Origin of the sequence: Glutamicibacter sp. HZAU (assembly GCF_004100365.1) — a bacterium.
Lineage (GTDB): Bacteria > Actinomycetota > Actinomycetes > Actinomycetales > Micrococcaceae > Glutamicibacter > Glutamicibacter nicotianae.
In genome coordinates this window covers 150,236-164,115 of sequence record NZ_SCKZ01000007.1, presented here as the reverse complement: position 1 = coordinate 164,115, position 13,880 = coordinate 150,236, and the positions used below count along the sequence as shown (strand labels likewise).

Genomic DNA, 13,880 nt, shown 5'->3' with positions numbered 1-13,880 from the left:
CTGCATTGATTTAAATGGCTCAAAGCCCCGGAATAACAGTGATATGAGAAAAGTTTAATAGCATTTTGCGTTCCTCGGCGTTAAATGCCCAAGGGCCCTGGCATCCTTTGCAGGATGACAGGGCCCTTGGAAAGACCTTGAAGTAAGGTTTAGCGCTTCGAGAACTGCGAAGCCTTGCGTGCCTTCTTCAGACCAGCCTTCTTACGCTCGATGACGCGTGCGTCACGGGTCAGGTAACCGGCCTTCTTCAGGGTGGCGCGGTTAGCGTCGCGGTCGATCTCGTTCAGGGCGCGGGCAATGCCCAGGCGCAGTGCGCCAGCCTGACCGGAGATGCCGCCGCCGTTGATGCGTGCGATAACGTCGTATGCGCCTTCCAGACCCAGAACCTTGAATGGTTCGTTAACATCCTGCTGGTGCAGCTTGTTTGGGAAGAAGTTGTCCAGCTCGCGACCGTTTACGGTCCACTTGCCGGAGCCTGGTACCAGGCGAACGCGGGCGATAGCCTGCTTGCGACGGCCAACAGCTGCACCTGGCACGGTCAGTGGAGCGCGCTCGGTGTCAGCAGCAACAGTCGAAGCTGCGGTCTCGGTAGTGTAGGTCGAAGGGGTCTCACCCTCGAATTCAGTGGTTTCTTCAGCGTTCTGAGCCACGATAATCTCCTATTAAGTATTTCTTCTCGGGGCCAGGACTACTGAGCGACCTGGGTGATTTCCAGTGCCTTCGGCGACTGAGCAGCGTGTGGGTGCTCTGCGCCGCGGTATACCTTCAGCTTCGACAGCTGGGCATCCGAAAGCTTGTTCTTAGGCAGCATGCCCTTGATAGCCTTCTCAACAGCCAGTACTGGGTTCTTTTCCAGCAGGTCTGCGTAGTTGATGCTCTTCAGGCCACCTGGGAAACCGGAGTGGCGGTAAGCGCGCTTGTTCAGCAGCTTCTTACCGGTCAGTGCAACCTTGTCTGCATTGATGATGATGACATGGTCGCCCATGTCCATGTGTGCAGCATAGGTTGGCTTGTGCTTGCCGCGCAGCAGGGTTGCGGCCTGGACGGCGAGACGGCCGAGCACTACGTCGGTGGCGTCAATGACATACCACTGACGAGTCTGGTCAGCCGGCTTTGGGGTGTACGTACGCACAGTAATTGCCTTACGTTGATTCGTTTCTGGTCAAACAGTCGCTTGGCTGAAGGCGGTGAGATCCCCCAGTGACAGGCACTGTCGTGTTGTTCTTGTGTTTAGACCAGTACGTCAGGTGAGGACTGATGATAACCGGCCGTCCATATGCTGTTCGCACACCCAGCAGACCAGCGACTATGCAACTAAGCCGTCACGCTTGGGCGTGTAGTGTCGAACGTGGACATACACAACTCATAGAAGTTTAGCGGATTAAAGTGTTTCCGGCCAAAAAAGGATGTACGCCGTGAGCAACAACACCCTTAAGATTCCGGGGCTCAAGGGCAATCAGCCTTCCGAGCGGGCCGTATCCACTTCATCATCGGTGCGCAGCGCGCGGGTCCTGAGCGCCCGCTCTGCCAGCTCTCCCGCTTCCGGATAATAGACCTCTTCGAGAACCAGCGCCCGCGGGTGCGAAAGCTTCGTCTTCGAGTCGCGGACCATCTGCTCCAGCCGCTGGGCCAGGAAGCCCGGCTGCTCGCGCCCGTCCCCCACCATCATTGCAGCGCCGATCAGCGCACGGACCATGTTGTGGCAGAAGGCATCGGCCTTCAGGTGTGCCAGCACCAGGCCGTCGGCGCCGCGGGTGAAGGTGAATTCCTGCAAGGTGCGAATGGTCGTGGCATGCGGACGGGGCTTGCAGTAGGACAAGAAGTCATGGCGGCCCAGCACGCTTTGCGCCTCGCGATTCATCGCCTCGACATCGAGCTCTTCGCGGTGCCATGCGGTCAGGTGCCGTGTCAGCGGATCCCAGCGCTGCTGGCCATCGGCGATCCGATAGGAATAGCGGCGGGCCAGCGCCGAGAACCTGGCGTCGAAGCCTTCTGGAGCACGCTCGGCTTCATGGACCCACACGGCGCCGTCTTGGCGGCCAAGAATGCCATTGATGCGGCGGACGAGCGCTGGGCCAGGAGCCAGGGGCGCCTTGCGCGGCAGGCCCGCATATTCGTCATCGGTCAGGTCGAAATGCACCACCTGGTGGCGCGCATGCACGCCTGCGTCGGTGCGGCCGGCGACAACCACTCGCACACGGCGGCGGACCAGCATTTCCAATGCCTCTTCAACCAGCTGCTGCACGCCTAGTACATTGGGCTGGCGTGCCCAACCGCTGTAGGCGGCGCCGTCGTATCCGAGGACCATGCGCATCCGGATCCACGCTGGTGCGGCAGTGGCCCCCAATGCGCTGGTGCCCATGGGATCGATGCTCTCTGGCTGGATACTCATGCATTCAATTATGCGTAAGGACCTGCGCAACCGTCGAATCAACGGCCGCCTTACGGCCGGTTATCCACAGGCGCAATAACGCAACTCTCCCCCGGAGGTAGCCTGTGTGCATCCAACGTCCTGCCGCTTAGGCGGCAAGGCCATCATCACCGTTCCAAGGACTTCCCATGCGAAGGACTACCGCAAGCATCATTGCAGCATCAACCGCCATTGGGTTTTGCTTGAGTGGCTGCAGTGCCGGTCAGCTGAACACCGAGCAGTCATGCAACCTGCTGAAGGAATTGGCTATCGAACAATCGATCGGGGACAAGTGGGGCCTGGCATATATGGGCGTTATTGAGCAAGACACGCAACCTGTCGTAGATGCCATGGAAGCCACCATCGGCATCTGCCAAGAAGTTTTCGAGCAGACCAGCAATGGGAAACTGCGCACTGCATTGGACTCAGAAATCAGCAGGTTCCAGGACTTCGTCGACCTCATTGAGGGCCGCACTTTCGATGATCCAACGTTCGAGGCAGACCTTGAAGCGGCCGCGGTCGATCTGACAGACCAATATTCGGACTATGTGGATCAGGCCTGCGCGAATTCCGGTGAGGAATCCGGCACGGTCGATCCGTAAATGCGTTTCGTCCGCAGACCCAAGCACGTCAGGCACCGCCTGCAGTAAATCCTGAATATAGAATAATCAAGTAGTCATCAATGGCTACCCTGCTAGACCAGCGGTTCATCATCTAAGGATCTCCATGTTGAAAAAGTTCGCGGCACCTGCAGCTGCGCTCGCGCTTGCTTCCCTAATGCTCACCGGCTGCGGTGATGGAAAAATGTCCACAGAGGACACCTGCGCTTTCATTAACGACCAGGTAGCCGAACGCGAGCTGCAGAAGAGGGCAGATGATTCCAGCGCAAAACTCATGGCGGGCGATACTTCGGCATACGTCGAGGTCATGCACGAGTTCGATGCCATCTTGGGTGAAGCCGCTGAGAAAACCAAAGACAACAAGCTTGCTGTGTCGTTGAACGCAGCTGCCGGGCAGAACAAGGAAATGGCTGGCCTGTTGGCTGAAGCAGACGGCAGCAATATGATGGAGATTTCGCAAAAAGCGGCCAAGCTCGATACTGCCGAAGCTTCAGAGGCTACCGAATACCTGAATACAGCCTGCCCGGACATGGATTCGTTCAGCTAGGAAATTCGAAGTTGCGGATGCTCGTGCCCCGCCATATGACGGGCACGCGCTCCGGCCAGAATCACTGAACAGGCTTAAACGAAAGATTCCCGTTGGCTCCTTGCGGATCCAACGGGAATCTTTTTGCCCTTGCGGGTCAGCGAGCTTCAGCTCGAAGGGGCTTAGGCCTCTTCGGTCTCAGCAGCTTTCTCGGCAGCCTGGGTGGCTTCCTTGACGACAGCCTGCTTTGGCGAAACTGGCTCCATCACGAGCTCGATAACAGCCATAGGAGCGTTGTCGCCCTTGCGGTTGCCGATCTTGGTGATGCGGGTGTAGCCACCCTCGCGGTTTGCCATTGCTGGTGCGATGTTCTCGAACAGTTCGTGAACGATCGACTTGTTGGTGCGCGAACGCGAAGCGATGACGGCCTGGACGCGGCGACGCGAAGCCAGGTCTCCGCGCTTTGCGAAGGTGATCAGGCGCTCTGCGTGTGGACGCAGACGCTTGGCACGGGTCAGGGTGGTGGTGATCTTCTTGTTCTCGAAGAGCTGTGCCGACATGTTAGCGAAAATCAATCGCTCATGTGCTGCACTGCCGCCGAGACGCGGACCCTTGGTAGGGGTAGGCATGGTAGTTCTCCTAGATGAATAACCCGTACTGGACGAATCTGTCGTCCAGTCGGATGAAGTAGTGTGTCGCTAGACGCGGGTCTTACAGACCTTCGTCGTATTCGTCGCCATCGTCGATGGCGCTACGAGCGGCCAGATCGAAGCCTGGAGGGGAATCCTTCAGGGCCAGACCCAGTTCAACCAGCTTGGCCTTGACTTCGTCAATGGACTTTGCACCGAAGTTGCGGATGTCCATCAAGTCGGCCTCGGAGCGGGTAACGAGTTCACCCACGGAGTGGATGCCCTCACGCTTCAAGCAGTTGTACGAACGAACGGTGAGTTCCAGATCCTCGATCGGCAGCGCCATGTCAGCAGCCATGGCTGCATCGGTTGGCGATGGACCGATTTCGATACCTTCAGCCTGAGTGTTCAGTTCGCGGAACAAACCGAACAGCTCAACCAGGGTGGTACCTGCGGATGCAACTGCATCGCGCGGGGTGATCGATTCCTTGGTCTCCACGTCAACGATCAGGCGATCGAAGTCGGTGCGCTGCTCAACACGGGTTGCTTCCACGCGGAAGGTCACCTTCAGAACTGGGGAGTAGATCGAATCAACTGGGATTCGGCCAATCTCGCCATCGATGTTCTTGTTCTGAGCGGCAGACACGTAGCCACGGCCGCGCTCAATGGTCAGTTCCATGTCGAACTTGCCATTGGCGTTGAGGGTGGCGATGTGCAGATCAGGGTTGTGGAACTCCACACCTGCTGGAGGGGTGATGTCCGCTGCAGTAACGATGCCCGGGCCCTGCTTGCGCAGGTAGGCAACGACTGGCTCGTCGTGCTCGGAAGATACCGACAGGTTCTTGATGTTCAAGACCAGTTCGGTGACGTCTTCCTTGACACCGGCTACGGTGGTGAACTCGTGCAGTACACCGTCAATTCGAATGCTGGTGACGGAAGCACCAGGAATCGAAGAGAGCAGGGTACGGCGGAGCGAGTTACCAAGGGTGTAGCCAAAGCCTGGCTCCAGTGGTTCGATAACGAACCGGGAGCGGTTTTCGGCAACTACTTCTTCGGTCAGGGTTGGGCGCTGCGTAATGAGCACTTACATTTCCTTTCAGCGAGCGTCCGCTATATGACGCCTCACGGGGGTGGAAACGACGGTAGCCTGAGGTGGCCGTTCGTCTTTTGCAGGCTAATAAGTCCAAGATAGTCACCGGAGCACCCACGAGTGAATGCTTCGGTGACTTCTTAGGCTAAGCCTAGCGAATCAATTAGACGCGGCGACGCTTCGATGGGCGGCAACCGTTGTGAGCGCTTGGGGAAACATCCTGGATGGATCCAACCTCAAGGCCAGCAGCCTGCAGCGAACGGATCGCGGTTTCGCGTCCCGAGCCTGGGCCCTTGACGAAAACGTCAACCTTGCGCATGCCGTGCTCCTGAGCGCGCTTTGCAGCGGACTCGGCAGCCATCTGGGCAGCGTATGGGGTCGACTTGCGCGAACCCTTCATGCCTACCTCGCCGGCCGAAGCCCACGAGATCACAGCGCCAGTCGGATCGGTGATCGATACGATGGTGTTGTTGAAGGTGCTCTTGATATGCGCCTGTCCCTGCGCAATATTCTTTTTGTCCTTGCGACGCGGCTTACGTACCGCTCCACGAGTCTTTGGGGGCATTTCTTCTCCTACGAAAAAAGTATTTGAACTAGATCGCTAAGATTTAGCGAGTCTTCTTCTTACCGGCGACGGTACGCTTCGGGCCCTTGCGGGTACGTGCGTTGGTCTTGGTGCGCTGACCGCGGACCGGCAGGCCCTTACGGTGACGAATACCTTCGTAGGATCCGATCTCTACCTTGCGGCGAATGTCGGCCTGAACCTCGCGGCGCAGGTCACCTTCTACCTTGTAGGTGCCTTCGACGAAGTCGCGCAGCTGCACGAGCTGGTCATCGGTGAGATCCTTGACGCGAGTGTCCGGGTTGATACCGGTCGCTGCGATGGTCTCTTCTGCACGGGTCTTGCCCACGCCGTAGATGTAAGTCAGCGCGATGATTACGCGCTTCTCGCGTGGAATATCCACGCCTGCTAAACGAGCCAAGTGGCTACCTTTCAACGAACGGAGGTCTGGAGCAGCATCTTCCGTGATTGCTCACGGCCCCGGCCTCCGAATCCGGGGGTGCACCAGAACTTCCGTCCTGGCTGATACTGCCTAATTGACTACGCGTGGGAATCCCGTAAGAACGGAATTAGCCCTGACGCTGCTTGTGGCGTGGGTTCTCGCAGATCACCATGACCACGCCGTTACGACGGATCACCTTGCACTTGTCGCAGATCGGCTTCACGCTAGGGTTAACCTTCAAGGCTTTGTCCTTTTGCGGTTGCAGTTGAATGTGGAGCAGTAAATAGCTTCGCCCAAGAACAATCATCCAGCGGTTGTTGCGCATGACTGCGCTTTGGCCTGCTGGGAGAGTCTTGGGTTGTGCAGATTTACTTGTAGCGGTAGACGATGCGACCTCGGTTGAGGTCGTATGGGCTCATTTCAACCTGCACTCGGTCCTCTGGGAGGATTCGAATGTAGTGCTGACGCATCTTACCCGAGATAGTGGCGAGCACTACGTGTCCATTTGGCAGCTCCACGCGGAACATCGCGTTCGGCAGTGCCTCCGAGACGGTGCCCTCTACCTGGATGACGCCTTCCTTCTTGCCCATTTTCCCCGCTAACTTTTTTTGTTGGCAATTTCCACCAACAAGTAATTGGTTCCGGCTCTTGATCCCTGTACCGAAAACCTAAGGGTTTTAGGCGCAATTAAATCAAGAACCAACAAACAACGATACGGCATTAGTTCTCGCAGTGCCAATCGTTCATCGATATTTAAAATGTTAGATCCAGCACGCCACAGCGCGGTGGCGTACTGGATCCCATGGTTTCCGGGGTGGCGTTAGCCCTGGATCGGCGATGGGGTCACGCCGAATGGAGCCAGGCCCGCCGCTCCCCCGTCGTGCGCGGTCAATACCCAGATGCCGCCCATGTGGAAGGCTACGGTGTGCTCCCACTGCGAGGCGTTGGACTTGTCGTTGGTGACTACCGTCCAGTCATCTTCCAGCACGGAGGTCTCGATGCCGCCGCGTACGAGCATTGGCTCAATGGCCAAGCACATGCCTGGCTTGATCCGTGGGCCGCGGTGTCCGGAGTTGTAGTTCAGCACGTCCGGTGCCATGTGCATCTGCGAGCCGATGCCGTGGCCGCAGTAGTCTTCGAGGATGCCAAGCTCGTCGCCTGGCTGGCTGGTGACATAGTCATCGATGGCCTGCCCGATCTGGCCGACGAAGCGTGCGTTGGCTGCGGCAGCAATGCCGGCCCACATGGCCTGCTCGGTGATATCGCTCAGGCGCTGGTCGGCCGGGTCGATGTTTTCCCCGACCAGGACGGTGCGGGCCGAGTCGGCGTGCCAGCCCTCCACGACGGCGCCGCCATCGATCTTCAGCACATCGCCGTCCTTCAGCTCGTAGTCGGACGGGAAGCCGTGGACTACCTCATGGTTGACCGACGCGCAGATGTTGGCTGGGAAACCGTGGTAGCCGAGAAAGTTGCTGGTTGCGTTGTGGCGTTCCAGCACCTTGCCGAAAACCTCGTTGATAGCTTCGGTCCGCACGCCCGGGCGGGCCATCGCGACAGCTTCGTCCAGTGCTTCAGCCAGAACCAACCCGGCCTTGCGCATTTTCAAGATCTCGGAGTTGGACTTGTACTCGATTTTCGGCTGTCCTAATGCCAATGTGATTCCCCTGCCTTAAAGTGTGATGTCCCGCCCGGTGCCGTTGCCGGCATCTGCAAGGTCCATCAATGCAAAAAGTGCGCAGGGACCGGGCTGCAACATCCATTGTTGCTGCACGGTCCCTGCGCGTTGTAACGCTTGTGCCTAGGCGTTGACGTTCAACGCCGCAAGAACACGTTCGGTGACTTCGTCGATAGCGCCCAGGCCGTCGACCTTGCGCACGATGCCGCGTTCCTCGTAGCGCTCTACAACGACGCGAGTCTCTTCGTTGTACAGGCTCAGGCGGTGGCGGATGACCTCTTCGGTGTCATCGGCGCGGCCTTCGATTTCGGCACGCTTCAGCAGGCGGGCAACCAGCTCGTCATCATCGGCGGTCAGCTGCAGCACTGCGTCCAGGGCGATGCCCTTGTTGGCCAGCATCGCATCCAGTGCATCGACCTGCGCACTGGTGCGCGGGTAGCCGTCCAGCAGAAAGCCGTTGGCTACGTCGTCCTGGTTCAGGCGGTCTTCAACCATGTTGTTGGTGACCGAATCAGGGACGAAGTCCCCGTTGTCAATGTACTTGCTGGCTTCGAGGCCCAGCGGGGTGCCGCCCTTGACGTTGGCACGGAAGATGTCACCGGTCGAGATGGCAACAATGTCCAAGCGCTCGGAGATCTTTACGGCCTGGGTGCCTTTGCCGGCACCGGGAGGTCCAATAATTAGCAGTCGACTCATCGCAGAAGCCCTTCATAGTTCCGTTGCTGCATTTGAGCATTGATTTGCTTGACGGTTTCCAAACCCACACCAACCATAATCAGGATCGATGTACCGCCAAATGGGAAGCTTTGATCAGCGTTGAACAGCACGAAGGCAATCAGTGGAATCAACGCAACGAACGCTAGGTACAGGGCGCCCGGGAAGGTAATACGGGAAATCACGTACTGCAGGTACTGCGCGGTCGGACGACCTGCGCGAATGCCCGGGATGAATCCGCCGTACTTCTTCATGTTGTCTGCGACCTCTTCAGGGTTGAAGGTAATCGCAACGTAGAAGTAGGTGAAGCCGATGATCAGCAGGGTATACACCAGCATGTACCACGGCGAGGACGTCGCAGAGTGCTCCTGCAGCCACATCGCCCACTCGGGCAGGGTACCGTCGTCGTTCTGGTTGAACTGAACGATCATCTGCGGCAGCGCCAGAATGGAACTGGCGAAGATCACTGGGATCACGTTCGCCATGTTCAGCTTCAGTGGAATATAGGTGGAGGTGCCGCCCACGGTACGGCGTCCCACTGTGCGCTTGGCGTACTGCACCGGGACACGGCGCTGGGACTGCTCAACGAAGACCACCAGGGCCACAATCAGCAGGCCCACCAGCAGCACGCCGATGAAGGTCATGATGCCCTGTGCCTGGAAGATCGCGCCCATCGAGGATGGGAAGCCCGAAGCGATGGAGATGAAGATCAAGATGGACATGCCGTTGCCGATGCCGCGTTCGGTGATCAGCTCGCCCATCCACATGATCAGGCCGGTGCCTGCAGTCAGGGTGATGATCATCAGCAAGATGACGATCAGCGAGTCATCCGGGATCAGCGGAAGGGTGCAGCTTGGGAACAGGCTCCCGGTACGCGCCAGGGTGACCAAGGTGGTTCCCTGCAGCAGTGCCAGGGCGATGGTCAGGTAACGCGTGTACTGCGTCATCTTGGCCTGGCCGGCTTGGCCTTCCTTGTGCAGTGCCTCGAAGTGCGGGATCACCACACGCAGCAACTGGACAATAATTGCCGCAGTAATATACGGCATGATTCCCATTGCGAAAACCGATACCTGCAACAGGGCTCCGCCGCTGAACAGGTTCACGAATGAATAAAGTCCACCGGTGGTTTCACCCATTGCCAGACACTGCTGAACGTTGCTGTAATCAATGCCCGGTGCGGGAATGAATACGCCGACACGATAGATCGCAATGATCCCAAGCGTGAACAGCAACTTGTTGCGCAGATCAGGCGTCCGAAAAACTCGGGCTATGGCGCTGAACAAGCGTCCTCCTGAAGTAAGTGCTTGAGTCTGAGGAAGAGATTCTTCCCAGACCTAACGATTCTAGCGGTCAGTTAGGCAATCCTGCCAAATGCGCCACACGAAAAGCGCAGGAATGTTTGCAGAATTGAAACTAAACCGACTAATCAGCCAAGCAATTATTAGAAATCTTAGAATGTTTCGCCGAGAGAATAAGAAAGTCCCGGTTCGCGTTGATTGCTCAACCCGAACCGGGACTATTCAAAGGCTTGACCCTGTATTAGAGGGTGTTTGCCGAGCCGCCAGCAGCAGCAATCTTCTCGGCTGCGGAAGTCGAGAAGGCGTCAACCTTCACGTCAACCTTGACCGTGATGTCGCCGGTGCCCAGGACCTTGACAGGCTGGTTCTTGCGAACGGCGCCCTTGGCAACCAGTGCCTCAACGGTGACTTCGCCACCTTCTGGGAACAGCTCCGAGATCTTGTCCAGGTTTACAACCTGGAACTCGACGCGGAATGGGTTCTTGAAGCCGCGCAGCTTTGGCAGACGCATGTGCAGCGGAAGCTGACCACCTGCGAAGCCTGCCTTCACCTGGTAACGAGCCTTGGTACCCTTGGTACCGCGACCTGCGGTCTTGCCCTTCGAGCCCTCACCGCGACCCACGCGGGTCTTAGCGGTCTTGGCACCCTCAGCTGGGCGCAGGTGGTGAACCTTAAGTGCTTTTTCTTCAGCCATCTCTACTTCGCCTCCTCGACCTTCAGCAGGTGTGGGACCTTGTTGACCATGCCAACAGTCACAGGATCGGCGGTGCGGACAACGGTGTGACCGATGCGCTTCAGACCCAGCGAGCGAACAACGTCGCGCTGGCCCTGGTTACCACCAATGATGGACTTGACCTGGGTGATTGCCAGCTTGGCGTCGCTTGGAACAATGTTCTTAGCCATTGATTAAGCACCTGCCTTCTGGGACTGGATGTGACGCAGCATTGCTGCTGGTGCAACCTCGTCCAGCGGAAGACCGCGGCGAGCAGCAACAGCCTGAGGCTCTTCCAGAGCCTTCAGTGCAGCAATGGTGCCCTGAACGATGTTGATCTGGTTCTGCGAACCCATCGACTTCGACAGGATGTCGTGGATGCCTGCGCACTCCAACACGGCGCGCACTGGACCGCCGGCGATAACACCGGTACCAGGAGCTGCTGGGCGGAGCAAGACGACGCCAGCGGCGGCCTCACCCTTGACCAGGTGTGGAATGGTGGTGCCAACGCGTGGAACGCGGAAGAAGGACTTCTTGGCCTCTTCAACGCCCTTGGCGATAGCAGCAGGAACTTCCTTGGCCTTACCGTAGCCAACGCCAACCAGACCGTTGCCGTCGCCAACGACCACAAGTGCGGTGAAGCTGAAGCGACGACCACCCTTGACGACCTTGGAGACGCGGTTGATAGCTACAACGCGCTCAAGGAACTTGTCCTTGTCTTCGTTGCGGTTATCCTTCTGGTCGCGACCACGACCGCGGCCTTCGCCACGTCCACGGCCTTCACCACGACCGCGGCCTTCGCCGCGACGGGATCCTGCGTTCTCGGTAGCGGGAGCCGATGCAGTCTCGACTGCTTCAGTAGCTTCAGACACCTGAGTTTCCTTCTTGTTAGTTGCTTCGCTCACAGTGCCAGCCCACCTTCACGTGCGCCTTCAGCAACAGCAGCCACGCGACCGTGGTACTTGTTGCCACCGCGGTCGAAGACAACTGCTTCGATGCCAGCAGCCTTGGCGCGCTCTGCAACGAGCTCGCCAATGCGCTTGGACTTTGCGGTCTTGTCGGCATCGCTTGCGCGAAGATCTGCTTCCATGGTCGATGCGCTGGCCAGGGTGATGCCCTGCGAGTCGTCTACGATCTGAACGAAGATGTGACGAGCCGAGCGGTTGACAACCAGGCGTGGACGAACGGAGGTACCAACGATGTGCTTGCGCAAACGCTGGTGACGACGACCGCGCTGAGCGGACTTGCTCTTGCCCTTGATTCCGATAGCCATGTTTACTTACCAGCCTTTCCGACCTTGCGGCGGATGATCTCGCCAGCGTAGCGAATGCCCTTGCCCTTGTAAGGCTCGGTCTTGCGCAGCTTGCGGATGTTAGCGGCAACCTCACCGACGTGCTGCTTGTCGATACCAGCAACGGTGATCTTGTTGTTGCCCTCGACCGAGAAGGTGATGCCGTCAACGGCAGCAACCTTCACTGGGTGCGAGTAGCCCAGAGCAAGCTCCAGGTCGGCACCCTTAGCCTGTACGCGGTAACCGGTACCGTGGATTTCGAGCTTCTTCTCGTAACCCTCGGTCACACCAACGATCATGTTGTTGATCAGGGTGCGGGTCAGACCGTGCAGCGAACGAGCCTCGCGGGAGTCGTTCGGGCGGCTGACGGTAACAGTGTTCTCGTCCTTGGCAACGGTGATAGGAGCCTTGACGGTGATCGAAAGTTCACCCTTGGGACCCTTGACGGCGACCAGCTGGCCGTCGACATTCAACTCAACGTTGGCAGGTACGGAAATCGGAAGACGTCCAATACGTGACATTGTATGTTTCCCCTTTCCCGTTACCAGACGTAGGCGAGGACTTCCCCACCCACGCCCTTCTTTGCAGCCTGACGGTCGGTAAGCAGACCGGAGGAGGTGGACAGGATAGCGATGCCAAGGCCACCGAGCACGTGAGGCAGGTTGGTGGACTTTGCGTAAACGCGAAGACCTGGCTTGGAGATACGGCGTACGCCAGCGATCGAACGCTCACGCGATGGGCCGTACTTCAAAGTGATAGTCAGAGTCTTGCCGACTTCTGCTGCAACTTCCTCGAACGAGGCGATGTAGCCCTGTTCCTTGAGGATGTTGGCAATGCGCACTTTCAGCTTGCTCGACGGCATCGACACAGTGTCGTGGTAAGCCGAGTTGGCGTTGCGCAGACGAGTCAGCATATCTGCGACTGGATCTGTCATAGACATGTGGGCTTCAGCCCTTCCTCGTTACGGTTTCCTTAGCGGACCTGTAACGTAGTGAGATTAGTTGTTGGTCTTGAATGGGAAGCCCAGAGCCTTGAGCAAGGCGCGGCCTTCGTCATCAGTCTTGGCGGTGGTAACGACGGTGATGTCCATACCACGTACGCGGTCAACCTTGTCCACATCGATTTCATGGAACATCGACTGTTCGGTCAGACCGAAAGTGTAGTTGCCATTGCCATCGAACTGGCGGTCGCTCAGGCCACGGAAGTCGCGGATACGAGGCAGTGCCAGGGTGATCAGGCGGTCGACGAATTCCCACATGCGATCGTTACGCAGGGTGGTGTGGGTACCGATTGGCATGCCTTCGCGCAGCTTGAACTGAGCGATCGACTTGCGGGCCTTGGTAACCACTGGCTTCTGACCGGTAATTGCGGTCAGGTCGCGTACGGCGCCTTCAATGAGCTTCGAGTCCTTGGCTGCTTCGCCAACACCCATGTTCACGACAACCTTGGTCAGGGTTGGTACCTGCATTGGGTTGGCGTAGTTGAACTGCTCCTGCAGGGCAGGGCGGATGTCTGCTGCGTACTTAGCCTTCAGACGTGGCTGGATCTTGGTGGCTGCTTCAGTCATTACAGATCCTTTCCGGAAGCCTTGGCGTAACGGACGCGTACAGTCTTGGACACGCCGTTCTTTTCAACGGTTTCCTCGCGGAAGCCGACGCGGGTTGGCTTCTTGGTCTCTGGGTCAACCACTGCAACGTTGGAAACGTGCACTGGAGCCTCGACAACCTCGATGCCGCCAGTGGCCGAACCGGATTCGGTCTGACCTGCCTTGGTGTGCTTGGTGACGCGGTTGACGCCTTCGACCAGCACGCGGTTGGACTCGGTTATGACCTTCAGGACCTTGCCCTGCAGGCCACGATCCTTGCCAGCGATGACCTGGACCAGGTCACCCTTCTTGATCTTTGCGCCCAT

At 58.0% G+C, this 13,880-nt stretch carries 21 protein-coding genes and 1 pseudogene; 2 read left to right on the top strand and 20 right to left on the bottom strand.

Annotated elements, in window-relative coordinates:
- Positions 1-149 precede the first annotated feature (149 nt).
- The 3 genes from rpsI to truA all read right to left on the bottom strand — a co-directional run bounded on the left by rpsI (position 150) and on the right by truA (position 2,392).
- A complete protein-coding gene (gene rpsI, locus EKH49_RS12780) occupies positions 150-650 on the bottom strand; it encodes a 30S ribosomal protein S9 (protein WP_128471129.1) in 501 nt (166 codons plus the stop codon).
- A gap of 38 nt (positions 651-688) precedes the next feature.
- Positions 689-1,132, bottom strand: coding sequence for a 50S ribosomal protein L13 (gene rplM, locus EKH49_RS12775; protein WP_038992172.1), 444 nt, complete (start codon positions 1,130-1,132; stop codon positions 689-691).
- Positions 1,133-1,456: 324 nt separating this feature from the next.
- Positions 1,457-2,392, bottom strand: coding sequence for a tRNA pseudouridine(38-40) synthase TruA (truA, locus tag EKH49_RS12770; RefSeq protein ID WP_236641148.1), 936 nt, complete (start codon positions 2,390-2,392; stop codon positions 1,457-1,459).
- A gap of 167 nt (positions 2,393-2,559) precedes the next feature.
- On the opposite strand from truA, the gene EKH49_RS12765 reads away from it, so the two are divergent.
- Positions 2,560-3,012 carry a hypothetical protein gene (locus EKH49_RS12765; protein WP_161567520.1) on the top strand — a complete coding sequence of 151 codons (453 nt, stop codon included), beginning with the start codon at positions 2,560-2,562 and terminating at the stop codon, positions 3,010-3,012.
- A 124-nt stretch (positions 3,013-3,136) separates the two neighbouring features.
- A complete protein-coding gene (locus EKH49_RS12760; RefSeq protein ID WP_128471127.1) occupies positions 3,137-3,577 on the top strand; it encodes a hypothetical protein in 441 nt (146 codons plus the stop codon).
- 167 nt (positions 3,578-3,744) lie between these two features.
- On the opposite strand, the pseudogene rplQ reads toward EKH49_RS12760, so the two are convergent.
- The 17 genes and pseudogenes from rplQ to rplX form a co-directional block, all read right to left on the bottom strand.
- Positions 3,745-4,185: pseudogene (gene rplQ / locus EKH49_RS12755) on the bottom strand (50S ribosomal protein L17); the annotation flags it as partial.
- Positions 4,186-4,267: 82 nt separating this feature from the next.
- Positions 4,268-5,269: a DNA-directed RNA polymerase subunit alpha gene (locus EKH49_RS12750; RefSeq protein ID WP_038992178.1), complete on the bottom strand. Its 1,002-nt coding sequence runs from the start codon at positions 5,267-5,269 to the stop codon at positions 4,268-4,270.
- A 169-nt stretch (positions 5,270-5,438) separates the two neighbouring features.
- Positions 5,439-5,840: a 30S ribosomal protein S11 gene (gene rpsK, locus EKH49_RS12745; RefSeq protein WP_038992179.1), complete on the bottom strand. Its 402-nt coding sequence runs from the start codon at positions 5,838-5,840 to the stop codon at positions 5,439-5,441.
- A 43-nt stretch (positions 5,841-5,883) separates the two neighbouring features.
- A complete protein-coding gene (rpsM, locus tag EKH49_RS12740; RefSeq protein ID WP_022874115.1) occupies positions 5,884-6,258 on the bottom strand; it encodes a 30S ribosomal protein S13 in 375 nt (124 codons plus the stop codon).
- A gap of 148 nt (positions 6,259-6,406) precedes the next feature.
- Positions 6,407-6,520, bottom strand: coding sequence for a 50S ribosomal protein L36 (rpmJ, locus tag EKH49_RS12735; RefSeq protein WP_013349661.1), 114 nt, complete (start codon positions 6,518-6,520; stop codon positions 6,407-6,409).
- A 127-nt stretch (positions 6,521-6,647) separates the two neighbouring features.
- On the bottom strand, positions 6,648-6,869 hold the full coding sequence (gene infA / locus EKH49_RS12730; RefSeq protein ID WP_013349662.1) for a translation initiation factor IF-1: 222 nt from the start codon (positions 6,867-6,869) through the stop codon (positions 6,648-6,650).
- Positions 6,870-7,099: 230 nt separating this feature from the next.
- On the bottom strand, positions 7,100-7,933 hold the full coding sequence (gene map / locus EKH49_RS12725) for a type I methionyl aminopeptidase (RefSeq protein WP_128471126.1): 834 nt from the start codon (positions 7,931-7,933) through the stop codon (positions 7,100-7,102).
- 144 nt (positions 7,934-8,077) lie between these two features.
- Positions 8,078-8,650 (bottom strand): adenylate kinase, encoded by a 573-nt coding sequence (locus EKH49_RS12720; RefSeq protein ID WP_038992181.1) that lies wholly within the window; start codon positions 8,648-8,650, stop codon positions 8,078-8,080.
- Complete coding sequence (secY, locus tag EKH49_RS12715) at positions 8,647-9,951, bottom strand: preprotein translocase subunit SecY (protein ID WP_038992182.1); 1,305 nt, start codon at positions 9,949-9,951, stop codon at positions 8,647-8,649. The genes EKH49_RS12720 and secY overlap by 4 nt, the downstream gene beginning before the upstream one ends.
- 256 nt (positions 9,952-10,207) lie before the next feature.
- Positions 10,208-10,660 (bottom strand): 50S ribosomal protein L15, encoded by a 453-nt coding sequence (rplO, locus tag EKH49_RS12710; RefSeq protein ID WP_038992183.1) that lies wholly within the window; start codon positions 10,658-10,660, stop codon positions 10,208-10,210.
- A 2-nt stretch (positions 10,661-10,662) separates the two neighbouring features.
- Positions 10,663-10,869, bottom strand: a complete 207-nt coding sequence (gene rpmD / locus EKH49_RS12705; RefSeq protein ID WP_038992184.1) for a 50S ribosomal protein L30 — start codon at positions 10,867-10,869, stop codon at positions 10,663-10,665.
- Positions 10,870-10,872: 3 nt separating this feature from the next.
- Positions 10,873-11,550, bottom strand: coding sequence for a 30S ribosomal protein S5 (gene rpsE / locus EKH49_RS12700; RefSeq protein WP_174520608.1), 678 nt, complete (start codon positions 11,548-11,550; stop codon positions 10,873-10,875).
- Between the two features lie 29 nt (positions 11,551-11,579).
- Positions 11,580-11,951 (bottom strand): 50S ribosomal protein L18, encoded by a 372-nt coding sequence (rplR, locus tag EKH49_RS12695; protein ID WP_038992187.1) that lies wholly within the window; start codon positions 11,949-11,951, stop codon positions 11,580-11,582.
- Between the two features lie 2 nt (positions 11,952-11,953).
- A complete protein-coding gene (rplF, locus tag EKH49_RS12690; protein ID WP_038992188.1) occupies positions 11,954-12,490 on the bottom strand; it encodes a 50S ribosomal protein L6 in 537 nt (178 codons plus the stop codon).
- Positions 12,491-12,510: 20 nt separating this feature from the next.
- Positions 12,511-12,909 (bottom strand): 30S ribosomal protein S8, encoded by a 399-nt coding sequence (gene rpsH, locus EKH49_RS12685; RefSeq protein WP_013349671.1) that lies wholly within the window; start codon positions 12,907-12,909, stop codon positions 12,511-12,513.
- 57 nt (positions 12,910-12,966) lie between these two features.
- Positions 12,967-13,536, bottom strand: a complete 570-nt coding sequence (rplE, locus tag EKH49_RS12680) for a 50S ribosomal protein L5 (protein ID WP_128471125.1) — start codon at positions 13,534-13,536, stop codon at positions 12,967-12,969.
- Positions 13,536-13,880: a 50S ribosomal protein L24 gene (gene rplX, locus EKH49_RS12675; protein WP_128471124.1), complete on the bottom strand. Its 345-nt coding sequence runs from the start codon at positions 13,878-13,880 to the stop codon at positions 13,536-13,538. The genes rplE and rplX overlap by 1 nt, the downstream gene beginning before the upstream one ends.